At 52.2% G+C, this 13,806-nt stretch carries 14 protein-coding genes; 3 read left to right on the top strand and 11 right to left on the bottom strand.

The window, feature by feature from the left end; translation table 11 throughout:
• The 10 genes from NIA71_RS10800 to NIA71_RS10755 form a co-directional block, all read right to left on the bottom strand.
• Positions 1 to 2,004, bottom strand: a complete 2,004-nt coding sequence (locus NIA71_RS10800; protein ID WP_253021302.1) for a CD1108 family mobile element protein — start codon at positions 2,002 to 2,004, stop codon at positions 1 to 3.
• Between the two features lie 61 nt (positions 2,005 to 2,065).
• On the bottom strand, positions 2,066 to 4,465 hold the full coding sequence (locus NIA71_RS10795) for a VirB4-like conjugal transfer ATPase, CD1110 family (RefSeq protein ID WP_253020387.1): 2,400 nt from the start codon (positions 4,463 to 4,465) through the stop codon (positions 2,066 to 2,068).
• Positions 4,425 to 4,817 carry a PrgI family protein gene (locus tag NIA71_RS10790; RefSeq protein WP_253020386.1) on the bottom strand — a complete coding sequence of 131 codons (393 nt, stop codon included), beginning with the start codon at positions 4,815 to 4,817 and terminating at the stop codon, positions 4,425 to 4,427. The genes NIA71_RS10795 and NIA71_RS10790 overlap by 41 nt, the downstream gene beginning before the upstream one ends.
• A gap of 14 nt (positions 4,818 to 4,831) precedes the next feature.
• The gene (locus NIA71_RS10785; RefSeq protein WP_253021301.1) at positions 4,832 to 5,368 is read right to left on the bottom strand and encodes an MT-A70 family methyltransferase; all 537 of its coding nucleotides are present in this window, start codon (positions 5,366 to 5,368) and stop codon (positions 4,832 to 4,834) included.
• Between the two features lie 12 nt (positions 5,369 to 5,380).
• Positions 5,381 to 6,250 carry a VirB6/TrbL-like conjugal transfer protein, CD1112 family gene (locus NIA71_RS10780; protein ID WP_253020385.1) on the bottom strand — a complete coding sequence of 290 codons (870 nt, stop codon included), beginning with the start codon at positions 6,248 to 6,250 and terminating at the stop codon, positions 5,381 to 5,383.
• Positions 6,251 to 6,269: 19 nt separating this feature from the next.
• Positions 6,270 to 6,485 carry a Maff2 family mobile element protein gene (locus NIA71_RS10775; RefSeq protein ID WP_253020384.1) on the bottom strand — a complete coding sequence of 72 codons (216 nt, stop codon included), beginning with the start codon at positions 6,483 to 6,485 and terminating at the stop codon, positions 6,270 to 6,272.
• A gap of 165 nt (positions 6,486 to 6,650) precedes the next feature.
• Positions 6,651 to 8,423 (bottom strand): VirD4-like conjugal transfer protein, CD1115 family, encoded by a 1,773-nt coding sequence (locus NIA71_RS10770; protein WP_253020383.1) that lies wholly within the window; start codon positions 8,421 to 8,423, stop codon positions 6,651 to 6,653.
• On the bottom strand, positions 8,420 to 8,908 hold the full coding sequence (locus NIA71_RS10765) for a PcfB family protein (protein ID WP_253020382.1): 489 nt from the start codon (positions 8,906 to 8,908) through the stop codon (positions 8,420 to 8,422). The genes NIA71_RS10770 and NIA71_RS10765 overlap by 4 nt, the downstream gene beginning before the upstream one ends.
• 38 nt (positions 8,909 to 8,946) lie before the next feature.
• A complete protein-coding gene (locus NIA71_RS10760; protein WP_227035716.1) occupies positions 8,947 to 9,159 on the bottom strand; it encodes a DUF5348 domain-containing protein in 213 nt (70 codons plus the stop codon).
• Between the two features lie 18 nt (positions 9,160 to 9,177).
• Positions 9,178 to 10,095 (bottom strand): DUF6017 domain-containing protein, encoded by a 918-nt coding sequence (locus tag NIA71_RS10755; RefSeq protein ID WP_253020381.1) that lies wholly within the window; start codon positions 10,093 to 10,095, stop codon positions 9,178 to 9,180.
• 407 nt (positions 10,096 to 10,502) lie between these two features.
• On the opposite strand from NIA71_RS10755, the gene NIA71_RS10750 reads away from it, so the two are divergent.
• Both NIA71_RS10750 and NIA71_RS10745 read left to right on the top strand, forming a co-directional pair.
• On the top strand, positions 10,503 to 10,883 hold the full coding sequence (locus NIA71_RS10750) for a hypothetical protein (RefSeq protein WP_253020380.1): 381 nt from the start codon (positions 10,503 to 10,505) through the stop codon (positions 10,881 to 10,883).
• A 608-nt stretch (positions 10,884 to 11,491) separates the two neighbouring features.
• Positions 11,492 to 12,004, top strand: coding sequence for a hypothetical protein (locus NIA71_RS10745; protein WP_253020379.1), 513 nt, complete (start codon positions 11,492 to 11,494; stop codon positions 12,002 to 12,004).
• A 29-nt stretch (positions 12,005 to 12,033) separates the two neighbouring features.
• Here NIA71_RS10745 and NIA71_RS10740 read toward each other — a convergent pair whose 3' ends face one another.
• Complete coding sequence (locus NIA71_RS10740) at positions 12,034 to 13,134, bottom strand: DNA alkylation repair protein (protein WP_148396134.1); 1,101 nt, start codon at positions 13,132 to 13,134, stop codon at positions 12,034 to 12,036.
• A gap of 410 nt (positions 13,135 to 13,544) precedes the next feature.
• On the opposite strand from NIA71_RS10740, the gene NIA71_RS10735 reads away from it, so the two are divergent.
• Complete coding sequence (locus tag NIA71_RS10735; RefSeq protein ID WP_148396135.1) at positions 13,545 to 13,742, top strand: hypothetical protein; 198 nt, start codon at positions 13,545 to 13,547, stop codon at positions 13,740 to 13,742.
• The last annotated feature ends 64 nt before the right edge of the window (positions 13,743 to 13,806 follow it).

Here is a 13,806-nt window from a genome sequence, read left to right as displayed (position 1 = left end):
TCAGTCCCAATTCATCAGGCCGTAGCCCTTAATACACTCATAGTTCAGGGAATAGCTCTTGATCTTGCAGGCGTCGCCGGAATTGCCCTCGACGGTATAGACGCGCTCGCTGTCTCTGCCGATGACGATGCCTACATGGTCGGCGCTGCCGTCCAAATCCCAATCAAAGAAAATGGCGTCGCCCGGCGCAATGTCCTTGTAGCCTCTTGCGCCCCATTGCCCGCGGGCCGTAAACCACGCTACGCCCTGCGACTGGCAGGCGGCAAAGCGCGGCTCGGACAGTCCGGCCTTGTGATAGCACCATGACACAAAGCAGGCGCACCATTCCACCCGGCCATTAAAGCCGTACCAGCTCCAATAGGGATAGCCGCCTACGTTGCCCTCCTGCCGCTTGGCAATGTCCACCACGGCGGTATTGCCGGGGCGCTTGCCGTTTACAAAGTGGACGCCGCTCAAATCCGTGGATTCTCCACCGCCCGGACTTCCGCCGCCGAAGATCAGGGGCTTGTTGCCGCTGGTTTCCAGATACACCGCGTACATCTTCCGCTGTTCCTCATTCAGCTTGTCCGGCAGGAAAGAGGAAAGCGGCGTGTTCGTCAGCTTGACGTTGAGAATGTAATAGTCATAGGGTACCTGCTCGGTGACGGTTTCTGTATAGGTGTTGCCGTCCTCGTCGGTGTAGGTTTCGGTATGGGTTTCCTCCCGGTATCTCGTTTCCACCTCCCGCGTCAGGGTCAGGGTGTATTGCTGTTCAAATATCTGCGACAGCTCGCCCCGCACGTCGGAGAGGGTGTAGCTCTGATACTTCGCAGTCAGGTAGGAAGCCAGCTCATGGGGATTGTGGCCGATCATAGAAAAGTCATAGCGGTATTCGTCATAGCCGGGATAGTCCTGCTCGATCCGGTTGACCCTGCTTTGCAGGTCGCTTTCCATGCCCTCATAGTGCCGTTCCACGGCGATCAGATCGACATCCTCGGACGTATAGGACGTTCCCAAAATGCTGTTGATCCCGCCTGTCAGCATAGAGGAACAGGAGGAAAGGCCGGAAAACATGACGATGGAAAAGACAAGGACAAGCACGGCAATCGCCACGCCTGCGGGGTGCCGGGCGATAAAGCCCAGCGTCCGCTTTGTCTCTTTCTTTGCTTTCTTCGCTGCCTTGCGGCTGTTCTTCACGGCTTCGGCTGCCGTCCTCGCGCTGCCTGCGGCTCCCGTCCTGAGCGCCTTTGCGTACTGCCGCTTGATCCGCTGTTTCTGCCAGAGGCGGGAAACGGGATTGGAGGCAAGCTGCGGGTTGTCGTGCAGCGCCTTTTGATAGAGAAAATCCGCGTTGGCTTTCGTCGCCGCTTTCTCGGCCTTTGCCGCCGCCCGGTAGGGTTTCAGCTTCCGGCTGCGGCTGCTGCGCCGGATCGCCCGGCGGCTCACCTGTGATAGGCGTTCAGCGGCCTTTTCCGTCTTGTGTGCGCCCTCCACGCCCACATTTTCCTTTTCCACGGAATGGATTTTGTTGTGGACAAAAACGCCCACCTCCTTTGCCGGGAGAGAAAGCGCTCCGGAGGGAAGGTTCTTTCCTTTGCCGATGGGCTTTTCCGTTTCCTCAAAGGTGAGCTTGGTTTTTGCCTTGCCGCTTACCTCGTCAAAGGTGCGCTGCTGCACGATTTTTTTCTTCTTGGGAACGGTGGCCTGCGCCCGATCCAGCTTGCCCGCGGCTTTCTCCGCTTTTCTGATATATGGATCAAGCTCTGGGGAGGCGCGTTCTTCCTCGGTAAACTGCAAACGGGACGCTTTGGGCTTTGCGGCAACATCCCGCTTTAGCTCTCTTGCGTCCCGTCTGGCGGCCTGTCTGTCGTGCGCCGCCTCCAAATGCTCCATTATACGCTCGGCGGCTCCTGTGTCCTTTTCAGGAACAGGCGGCTGCCGGGTCAGTTCATCGGATTCTCTTTGACTGATACGCCGGGCGGTCTGTTGGGTTTCGTTGATCTCCACCAGCCCGTCCCGGCTCATTTTCTGTGTGATCTTGTCTTTTGGTTTCAGTTTTTCACTCAATGGGTTTCACCTCCGATCCTTATGCGCTGCCTACTTCCTCCGGCTTCGTCGTCATTACCCGGTATAGCTCGGTATTGGTCGGGAAGCGGTCAATGAAAGGCAGGATCACGTTGCCGTAGAATAACAGCCCTTCGCCCGCCTCGGCGTGGGTGACGTACTTCATCTGCTGGGGCGATATGGTGAGCTGCTTGGCAAGGATTGCCTGATCGCCGCCGGCCTGATTGAGCATCAGGACAAAATCGCTGTTTTCAAAGATGTTTTCCACTTCTCGGCTGGAAAGCAGGTCTTTGACGTTCTGGGTGATCCCTGTCGGGATGCCCGACCATTTACGAAACCGCTTCCAAATCTCCACAGAATACGCGGCGGTCTGTTCCTCCCGCAGCAGCAAGTGAAACTCATCCATGTAGTAGCGGGTGGCCTTGCTTGCCGCCCGGTTGACGGTGACGCGGTTCCACACCTGATCCTGAATAATGAGCATCCCCAGCTTTTTAAGCTGTTTTCCAAGCTGCTTGATGTCAAAGCACACAAGCCGGTTGGAAAGCTCCACGTTGGTACGGTGGTTAAAGACATTGAGAGAGCCGGAAACATACAGCTCCAAAGCCGCCGCCACTCTTGCCGCCTCCGGCTCCGGCTGCTTCAAAAGTTCCTCGTACAGATCGCCCAGGATCGGCATTTTCGCCGGGTCGGGGTTGGCAAGGAAAGGCCGGTACACGCTCTGTACGGCGCGGTCAATGACGGTCTTTTCAATGGGCGCGAGGCCCTCCTTGCCGCCGATCACCAACTCGCAGAGGGAGAGGACAAAATCGGATTTCAGCGCCAGCGGGTTATCGTCCTCGGAATAGTTCAGGTTGATGTCCATAGGATTGACGTACTCCTTGCTGGTCGGGGAAATGCGGATCACCTGTCCCTTTAGCCGCTCCACCAGTGCGGCGTATTCGGCCTCCGGGTCGCAGATGATAATGTCGTCCTCCGTGATTAAAAAGCCGTTTGTGATCTCGCGCTTTGCGGCAAAGGATTTGCCGCTGCCGGGGGTGCCTAAAATCAGGCCGTTGGGGTTTTTCAGCTTCTTTCGGTCACACAGGATCATATTGTTACTAAGGGCGTTCAGCCCGTAATAGAGGGCTTCGCCGCTCTGAAAAAGCTCCTGCGTGATAAAGGGAACAAAGATCGCCGTGCTGGAAGTGGTCAGTCCCCGTTCAATAGGAATCTGATTGATCCCGATGGGGACGCAGGACATAAAGCCCGGCTCCTGCATATAGTCAAGGCGGGTCAAGGCACAGTTGTATTTCTGCACCAGCCCCGCCACGGCAAAGATGTCATTGTCCAGCTTCCGCTTCGTATCCGCCATGTTCACCACAAGAAGCGTCACAAGAAACATTCGCTCATTTCGGCTCTGTAAATCCTGCAAGAGATTTTTCGCCTCGCCGCCGTAGGTGGCAAGGTCAGAGGGGATGATGTCCATGTCGTAGCCGCTTCGGACGGCCTTTTTCTGTTCGTCGATCCGCATTTTATCCAAGTCTGTGATTTTCCGCTTGATGGTCTTAATGGCCTCGCTCTGGTCGATGCTGCGGATATGGAGATTGACGATCACACCGTTTTCCAAGTCCAGAATGTCCGACAGCACCCGGTCATTTAGCTCCGGGGCGAGGATTTCAAGGAAACTCACCGCGCCCAGCTTCCGGCCCATGCGGAAGGTGCGTCCCTCTCCAAAGCGGAAGGAGGACGGCGCGATAAAGTCCTTTGTGGACAGCCCTGACGGAGCCAGCCAATCCCACGAAAAGGCGAAAGGCTCACCGTCCGGGTGGAATACGCCGTGCAGCGTTTCCAGCCGTTCATAGCCGGTCATGGGGTGGGCGGCCACACCCAGCACCTTGAAATTGTTTAAGACGTCCGTTTCGATCCGGGCAAGGCGGGCTTTGGCCGCGCTGATGTTTTCCGCCTCCACGGAAAAGGTGATGTATTTTGCTTTCACAAGGCCGTTGTTGCCTTTGGCAAGCTGGTCTTTCAGCATAGCCGTGTATTCGTTTCGGATCGTCTGAAAGGCGTCGTTTCGCGCCGGAATGTCGATGATCTGCTCCGCGTCCGTCCGGCGCGTCCCCTGATTGATAAAGGAGAGCTGCACCGCCACGGAGGAATCAAAGTAGTTGAGAAAATCGCACCAGTTTTCAAAAATGGCGGTCTTTTCGTCAGCCTGCGCTAATTGATAGTTGATGTCCTCAAAGGCAATACTTTTGCTGTACCGTTTTTCCGTGACGCGGCAAATGCCGTCCGGGAACATCTGCAAATACGGGATGGTTTCTTGGGCGGTATGGGGCTTCCCGTCGCCCTTCGCCTGCCGGATCACGGCGGCGATCTGCTTTTTCTCTGCGCGGGTCAGCTTACGCTTTGCCTTTGCGCTTTTTGTTTTTTCCTTTGACAATGGCGGCTACCTCCTTTTCAAGATTTCTCTGCCGTTCCAGAACGGCGTAAAAGTTGTTGGTCTGATAGGGGCGCTCCTTTGGCTGGACAAACTTCGTCAGCACGATGTTTTTAATGACCGTTTCAAGGGGCTGCCCGTGTTTCTCATACATGGCAAACAGGAAGCATGGGAGCATGACAAGGATCATGGCAAATGCCGCAAGGCTTGTTCCCGTACTTCCTTTGAGTAAAAAGAAAAGCGGTAGTCCTACAACGAGGGCTGCCGCAAAGCAAAGGAGCTGCCGTTTTGTCAGGTTCAGTACAACCTTTGTTTTGACCTTCGACAGATCCTTTGGCACAGGTACATAGGCCATCCGTGACCTCCTTTCTAAAGCGTGATACTGCTTTCAATTTCATTTCCCCACACGTCCCAGCCCGGCGATTTCTGCCTTGCGAAAAGCTCTATGCGGGGCAGATCGCCCATAAGGGCAACGATCTTATCCCGTACAATGTCCGGCTTTTTGCTGTGCTGCTCCACCGGGCTTACAATGAGCTGGTGGACGCCTGCCGATTGCCGTTTTGGGTGTCCTTTGGTGGCAAGCAGGCAGATTTCCGCATTGCCTCTTGTCCAAAAGCCCAGCCCGTAAAACCATGTACGGGCTTTCCGATTTGTTTTCAGCCAGACAAAGGCAACCGTCTTATACCGAAAGCCCCATGCTTTTATCAGACGCAGGGCTTCGGGAAGCTGCGGAAAGGTCGCCCAGAGAAACAAAATGCTGTCTGTGTCCGCAAGATCGGAGACAGGCAGCGCCGTCAATTCTTCAAGGCTCATGGTGGGGTAATGATGTTCCGCCGCGCCGGGCAGTCTCTTTTGTTCATACCGCCACGGCGGATCGGCGTAGATGATATTGTATTTCTTTGTAATGCGATACCTCCTTTAATGTGCTGCAAACAGGGATTTCGCTATGGAATCGGATTTCAAAAGCATAAAGCACAGCAGCACGGTATAGGCAGCAATAGAGAAGATGGCCGTTGACAGGTTATTTGCCACAACCAAGCTGCTTACCAGCACCGCGTAGATACCGACGCATACCATAATGAGGAATCCCTGAAAGCCGAGGGCGATCAGGCCGCGCAGAAAATTGTTTCCGATCTGGCCCCACTCCCGGTTGGTGAGTGTTGCAAATGGGATTGGCGATACCGAACAGTAAAGGTAAATCTGGATCATACGCCCGTAGATCACGACCGTAATGATGACCGACATGATTTTCATGCCGAAGCTCACAAGGGTCGTTTCCATCGTGAGTAATAGCAGTTCGGGGATTTCCATAGAATCAAGCCCCGCTTGCAGGGACGACAGGGCGGAGGCAACATCAATGCTGGTGCTGCCTCCAATGACCCCTGCCGATCTTGCTACGACGTGCTGCGCCACGTCAAAGACGGCCATTGTGATGTCAAAGGTGTGGGTGACGAGGAATACCGCCACCCACGCCTTGAAAAACCACTTGAAGAACACGAACGTATCAAAATCGTGCATATTGTTCTTGTCGATGACCATGCTGATCAGCTCATAGCACAGCACATAGGTTATGACGATCCCCGCAATGGGAACGATCACATTCTCCGAGAGCATTTTTATCATCGAAAAAATGTTGGCGTTCCACGCCTGCGGGGTCTTGCCGACCTCTGCGGCAATCGTGCCTACCTTCTCGTTTACGTCCCCGAACATAGTTGACAGATTCCCGTTGATGGCTCCGATCAGGAGTTCCTTTATCCATTCGTTAATCGCGTCAAGTATGCTCTGCATAAGCGATTACCTCCTGAACTTATCCAAACAAACCTCGAAGAAGCGGCACAAGCACGGTGCCGATCAGGGCGACGCCGCCTCCGGCCATGAGCTGCTTCATGCCCTGACTTTTCGCGCCCGGATTATCATTTCCGTAACCTTCCATCAGGTTGATGACGCCCCAGATACCAAGACCGGCTCCGAGAGCGATAACAAGGGTCTGTAAAACTCCAACTGCGCTATTGAAAAATGCCATAAGTAAAACTCCTTTCTGCCGCTTTGCGGCGTAGCAATGTTGTGTAGAAATGGAAAAGCCGCCGTAGTGTTACGGCGGTAAGTTCTGCGGCGGGGCTTCATTGGGTGCCCGCGCCCGGTATGCTGTTATGGTATTCTTGATCGTTCCTCCTTTCCCGCTGCCAGATCACGAAAGATCGGCGGCGTCGATTTCGTAGTAATCAAAGACTTCCTCCGGCCGGACAATGGGCGGGCGGCGCGTCCTGTACTTTTCGATGTCAAAGGCGTTTTTCTTGTCGTAGTCCGAAAGGTACTTATACCGGGGATGCTTTGTGATGTCGTACTTGTCGGAGAAGAACGGCCTGACGCCCCGGAGCTGCAAGATACACTTGCCGCCGTCCATAACGGCGATCTCGTCCTGTGTCATCAGCTCCTTGCCTAACTTCTGATAATTGAGGCTGTGAGAGATTTCCCGCCCCCGGTTTTCCCCGGTGTTGAAGCTGTCGATTGTCTCTTTACCGAGGATTTCCGAGATTTCTTTCAGCGTCGTCTTCTCCTTGCCGCCGAGAAATAAGGTGCTGTCACAATTCCCCACAATCGTATCCGCATTGTCCTTGTAGATGGCCTTTAGCTGGCTCTGGCTCTGCAAAATGATAGAGGCCGAGATTTCCCGGCTTCGGATGGTGGCGATCAGCTTTTCAAACTTCGGTATCTGTCCGATGTTTGCAAACTCATCAAGCAGGCAGCGCACATGAACGGGGAGCCTGCCGCCGTACACGTCATCGGCCTTGTCGCATAACAAGTTAAATAGCTGGGTGTAGAGGATGGAAACGACAAAGTTAAACGTGTCGTCGGTATCGGAGATGATGACGAACAGCGCCGTTTTCCTGTCGCCTATGGTGTCCAGCTCCATTTCGTCCGTTTCCATCAGCTCCCGCAGCTCCCGGATGTCAAAGGGGGCAAGCCGCGCTCCGCAGGAAATGAGGATGGATTTTGCGGTCTTGCCCGCCGCCAGCTTGTACTTGGCATATTGCTTCACGGCAAAGTGATCCGGGTCTTTTGCCTCCAATCGCTCAAACATAAGATCGACGGGGTTCTGAAAGTCCTCGTCGTCCTCCCGCGCTTCGCTGGCGTTTATCATATCAAGCAGGGTGGTAAAGTTCTTTTCATTCTCCGGCGCTTCATACCAGATGTAGCCGATCAGCGCCGTATAGTAGAGCCGTTCGGCCTTGATCCAGAAATCTTCCCCGGCTTTTTCTCCGTCGCCTTTGGTATTGGCTATGATGGTGTTTACCAGCTTCAAGATGTCCTTTTCGCTTCGGATATACGAAAAGGGGTTATACTTCATGCTTTTGGAAAAGTTGATCGTATTCAGCACCTTGATCCGATATTTCGCCCTTTGCAAGAGCTGGCCGCACTCCACAAGCAAAGTCCCTTTCGGGTCAGTCACAACATAGCTGGAATGGAGCTGCATCAGGTTGGGCTTCACAAAAAATCTCGTCTTGCCGCTTCCGCTGCCGCCGATCACCAGCACGTTTTTGTTTCTTGCGTACTTCGGATTCTTCGGGCGGTTACTCATCATCAGCCGTTCCGTCTGGGTCAGGATCACGTTGTTGTCAAAGACGGGATCGACGTAGGGCTTTATATCCGCAGCCTTGCCCCATCGGGCGCTGCCGTACTCAATTCCCTTGCGGTATTTCTTCGCGTTCCTACCCTTGACATAGACGATCAGCCGGATCAGGGCGGCCCCGGCAAGCCCGATCAGCAAATCCGCGAGGACAAAGCTGGGTGCGGCGCTGGCAAAGGCAGCGGCAAACCCTTTCCCCAGATAGAGTATCTTGCCGGAGAGGTCTGCGCTGGGGGCAAGCCGAAACGCCTGTGCCGCCTTGTCAAAGAGATAGACAAAGAACAGGTATGGGAGATTCGGGAGAATCCATTTCTTGAAAAACTCTGTATTCATCGTTCGATCCTCCTGTCCTTGTTCTTGACCTTTGCTCGTTCCGCGTTTTTCTGCTGGGCAGCCTCTTTGAATACCGACAGGGATTTCCGCAGGGACGGTTTCTGCTCCTGCGTCAGCTTTTTTGCGGAAAACTCCTTGAAAGCGGACATAAGCACATCGGCGTCCCGCCCTTTGAAGAACACAAGGTAGCGTGGCGGCACCTCGCTTACGTCCTTTTTCAGAGCAAAGTCGATCCCGTATTTTTTTGCCGTATGCTCAAAGGCTTTGATATTGTCTGCGGTGATCTCGATATTGGAGACACCGGCATTTTGTCGCATGAGCTGTTTTAGGGTCTGCTTCCCGTGGGGGATGGTCTGCTGTTTCTTTGAAAGCCCCTTTTGTATTTCCGCAAGGATGGCTTTGATCGCATTTTGCAGAATCCTTGCGGTGATCTTTGCGCCCCGTATGGATAGGACAATCGTTTTTTCATTGATTTCATCCTGCATTTACCGGCCTCCTTTCCTCGGATTTGCAGAGATAACGGTTAAATCCGCACCCGCAGGCCGGTCAGGTCGTCCGCCCGGATGCCGACAAGATACCAATTCTCGCCGTACTCCATCCGGGCAGGCTTCCACTTGCCGCCTGTGAATACTTCCAGACAGTCCCCGGCGTGCAGCCCGCCGTAGTAGTCCGCCAGGTCAAAGCGGATGTCGTAGCGGTCTGTCAGCTCGTCATAGAATAATGCTCCTTGCTTCATAGTGAATCCTCCTTGCGATTACAGGCTTTCGCCCTCGTTGTAGGTGTACTCCCTCTTGGGCGGCGTCAACTTGCCGCTTGCCATATCGTGAGAGACAAGGGATGTGTAATAGCTTCCGATGGTGGACGGAGCATTGAACAGCGCCGCCCGTAGATACTGCTTGATGTTGCGTATCTTCGTGGTGTTCTCCCGCATACAGTCCAGCACAAAGCGGATATGTTCGCTGTCCAGCTTCATAAACTTGGATTTCACCAGTTCTGCCGGGTAGTCATCCCCGGCAATGCGGATCGTCTTTCTGGCGCTGCATACGGCTTCAAGGATCAGGTCAATGATTTCATCTACCCGGTCTTTCTCAAAGCGGAAGTCCTGCAAGAGATAGTCGTACTCGATATTCTCCTTGATGATTTCCTCATAGACCTTGTAGGCGTCATTCCGTTCCGTTCTTTTCCTTTCCGGCGGCGCAGCCGCTTCCTTCAAAGGAGAGGGTGGGGAAAGGATAGGAATGGAATCGGTAATTGATCCATCTTTCTTTTTTTGATCTTTAGTTTGTATATCTTTATTTAATTGCATTGGATTTTCCGATACCGGATTATCCGATGTCGGATTTTCCAACACCGGCTCACCCGATGTTGGATTTTCCAATACCGGCTGCTCGTAGATGGTATAGACCATCTCGGCCATCTTGCCTTTATCGTCCCGGCTCTGGCTGCGCCGGATATATCCGGCCTTTTCCAGCTCCCAGACGGCGGTACGGATCGCGTCAATGCTTTCCCGGTTGATGTAGGACAGTCCCGCAAGGGTATAGTCCCAATCCTCCGGTAAGGACAGCATTTGCGAAAGCAGCCCTTTTGCCTTTAGGGAAAGCTCCCGGTTTCGCAGATGGTGGTTACTCATTACGGTATAGCCTTTGTTTCGCTCCACCCGGAAAACTGCCATAGTCTCACCTCCTTTAATCGTCTGGCTGTTACGCATTAGAACGTCAATTTTGAGGAAAAAGGTATAAACCCCTTGCTTCGCTGCAATCGCGCCCGGAAAACGGCTTCCGGCAAGGCAGAAACACCGTCCAATGCGTAACGGTGGGCGTGAAAAAAGCGGCATAGACTTCTGACAGAAACTCTATGCCGCTGGCATAAGCGAAAAGGGATGCTCCTTGCGGAAACATCCCTTTATCGCTCGATTATTCGATTTTTAGACTTGCCCTGTTTGCCCGCTGCCATAGAAAACCATTGATTTTACTGCATTTTCTCGTGTTTTCTTATGTCAGCGCGCCATTATCGGCGGTCTTTTTTTGCATTATTGCTTTTATTTATCATTTACACGGAAAGTTCAATAAGGAGAATACTATGAAGCGTAAAAAATGGATCGCGATATTATTGTGTCTCAGCCTGCTTTTGATCCCGGCAGCTGCGTATGCGGAAAGCCAGAAGGATAGCGCTGCGACAGAGAGCAGCAGCTCGTCGGAAGCGATGGATCCGGCAGAAAACACCACGGTAGAAGCAACAACGGAAGAATCCGCAGTATCGCCTTCTGAAAAGGCGGGGGGGTATAGTATAGAAGAGGAAACCGCTGCCAAAGACACCATTGCCTTTTCCCAGCAAAAAGCCGCCGCCCCGTCCGCAGCCCAAGCCGCATGGGGAATAACAGTAAGCGGAGTGGAAAATCAAGACTGGGTTGCGGAGGCGAATCCGGACACAATTCAGTTGAAAACAATGTGGAGTCCATAACCCTTAACGCCCTGCAGCAGGGAGATAAAGAGAATATCCATAAAAAGCCGAAAACACACTTGCATTTAATAATGATCATATTACGGCTGGATTGATCTATGCCGCCCAACCCCTTTCCATAAAAGCAAAGTCCGTTATTACAGCAGGAACGACCGAGGAAATAAGGAATCAGGACGTGCTGGGAAGTATTGTTCCGAATCTGAAGGATTATCAAGACATTATTACTTCAGAACGAGAGATGCAACGCAGTTATAAATACGCCACAAGGCCCAGGGCAGGTAGGATACTGCAACCACCCCGCAGTCGGTGGAAGGTCTCGAACTGTTATACTTGGACCTGCTTCTAGTGGTTTTGCCATGGTTATGGAAGCTACGCTAGACTACCCAAAATCGACCGAACCGACCGGAGAATCGACCGGACCGACGACCCCCAACTGATCAGTCTGATCCCACTAATGCGACTGGCCCAACTAACACGACTGGCCAGATCGATCCGACCGAACCAGCCGCTCCGACTGACCGGATTGATCCGTCCAAAACCGCTGGATCTTCGGACAAGACTGCCGCTGAGACCTCTTCCACGCAGACGGGAGACTCCGGATTGTCTCTATGGATCTATCTGACTCTGATGTTGTCAGGTGTTGTGCTCGTGGCCTTTTTGTAAAGGTCATCAATGTCAATTACAAACAGGGAGCTGAAATTCTGGAGCGCTGTAAGGTTTTGAACGAATACAGCAGATTCATATACCTGGTACGGAAAAACTGGGAGAAAACGAATGACCTGGAAGCTGCCATCAAACAATCCATAGACACCTGTATTGAGGAAGGAGTCTTACGAGATTTTCTAAAGAAGAACGGTGGTGATGTTATGAGTTTTTTGTATGATGAACTGAGCAGAGAAGAGTGCGAAACGATTCGGGAGCAGGACGGCTATCAGAAGGGGTTATCGGAAGGCTTCGACAAAGGAATCGAACAGGGTATTGCAGCCCTGACAGAGCTCTGCCAGGATATGGAGCTTTCCAGAGCGGAAACGAAAGCCCGGATAGCGCAGAAGTTTTCCTTGTCGGAAGAAAAAGCTGAAAACTATATACAGCAATACTGGACTGAGCATCCAGGCAAATGATTCTTTTGCCTGGATACGAGTCTTAGCCATTATAAGGCAGCCAATACTTCAAAATCCAGCGTGCCGCGTTCGGCGCCGTTTACAATCAGGGTGACCGAATGGATGCCTGGGTAGTGTTTCCTCGTACTTTTATCTGCAAAGGAATGGGATTTTGTGTAAGACTTCTTTCCATCGGCCTTGAAGGTAAGCTGGGATATTTGGAATATCTTACGATTTCGCCTGCCGCTTGATTTTACATAATCAATGCCATATTCCAGCCGCACCTTAGCTGCTTTTTTTGTCTCAATTTCAAAGGAAAAGATCATATCCGCCCCAATGGAAACAGATGCACTTACCAGCGAAAAGCCGTAAACCTTCACACAATCGGCATCTGCAAACCCTAAAAGGTCAAACACATCCCGGCGGCCCTTTTTTAGAAGCGTTCTGCATCCATGCCTTACAATCCAATCAGTGCCCTTGTCTTTGCCGTACCAGTCCCGAGCGATTTTTACCACAAGGTCAGGATGTGTTTTAGAGATATCGTTTAGATTGTTGGCTACACTTTTACGGACATACGGCGATGGGTCAGCTTTCAGCAGCTCTAAAATACAAAGAACGGGAACTGGGTTTTTTTGAAAACTGGGCAGGGCTTGTCCCCAAGGCAGCCTGGGGCGGCATCCCTCGCTGGCAAGCCGCCGGACATGTTCGTTGTCATCCTTAGCCCAGGCGGCCATCTGCGCCATCATGCGTTCTTCATCATTGAGAATGAAGGCTCTTACAGCAAATTCGGCAGAAGCGTACTGGGTATACCTTGCCAAAGCAGCCATAGAGACATCCCAATTTTCTTGATCCTGCCCGTAAAGCTCAACAAAGCCCGGAAAGAAAAAGGCAAATCCGTCCAAGGAAATTTCATAATTTCGTATCACTTGATTGATGATCTGAATCGCCCTTTTATAGTCAGCCGGCAAGTATTTCCCCAAATTCATACTAATCTGCATAATCCGCTGCTTGAATTCTAAACAGTCCCACGCTTTGTCCATCGTTGAATTCAAAAACGCTTCTGCCGGAAATTCATCATAGACCGTTTGAATCTCCAGTGCAAGCTTGTATAGCGATTCGTGATTAAACCTGTCTTTATATAAACCCGCCATATCCTTCTCCTTTGAATTTTATTTTGCCGAGAGCCCTTCAACACTAGCGGTTTCATTTTAATATTAGCCCATGGAAATGTCAAACAACGCATTTCCTCTCATGCGGCTGTTATGAAACCGGCTTGCCCGCTGGCGCCGTTCAGGAATCTTTTTCATCAGTACGGGCTTGCAAGGCACAACAAAGAAGTGGATCGCCATATTATTATGTCTCAGCTTGCTTTTGATCCCGTAGATCCGTATATATATTTTAATAAAAGGAAGCTCAACGATCCAGATGGTGATCGAACCTTGTGGCCCTTTCATATTAACGATGAGCTTATTTTAGGCACCTACACCTTCATACAAACACCGAAAAACGGGAAGATAGGCCCGCTTGATCCCCCGGATACGGTACTTGGGATCCTCAGATTGTGCCCAAGACAGGGCGGAAAGAAGGAACCTATAAGGCGGCCGTTACAGCGTCCGGGGACAGGGATCAGCAGACCCCTAAAACCGGCGATGAGAGGGCGTCAATGGGCTGGGAAGTATTGCTGGCGATCCTTTCCCTTATGATAGGAAGCGCAGTCATATTGGGATACAGGAGGGGAGTTGGAAGCGAACATAAGTAGAAATTTACGGGCCTTGGGCATCTGGTGAAATTCTGGACGCCGCGAGGCCCGTTTTCCCTTTGCT

Origin of the sequence: Ihubacter massiliensis (assembly GCF_024125305.1) — a bacterium.
Classification (GTDB): domain Bacteria; phylum Bacillota; class Clostridia; order Peptostreptococcales; family Anaerovoracaceae; genus Hominibacterium; species Hominibacterium faecale.
This window is presented reverse-complemented; position numbering and strand designations above follow the sequence as displayed.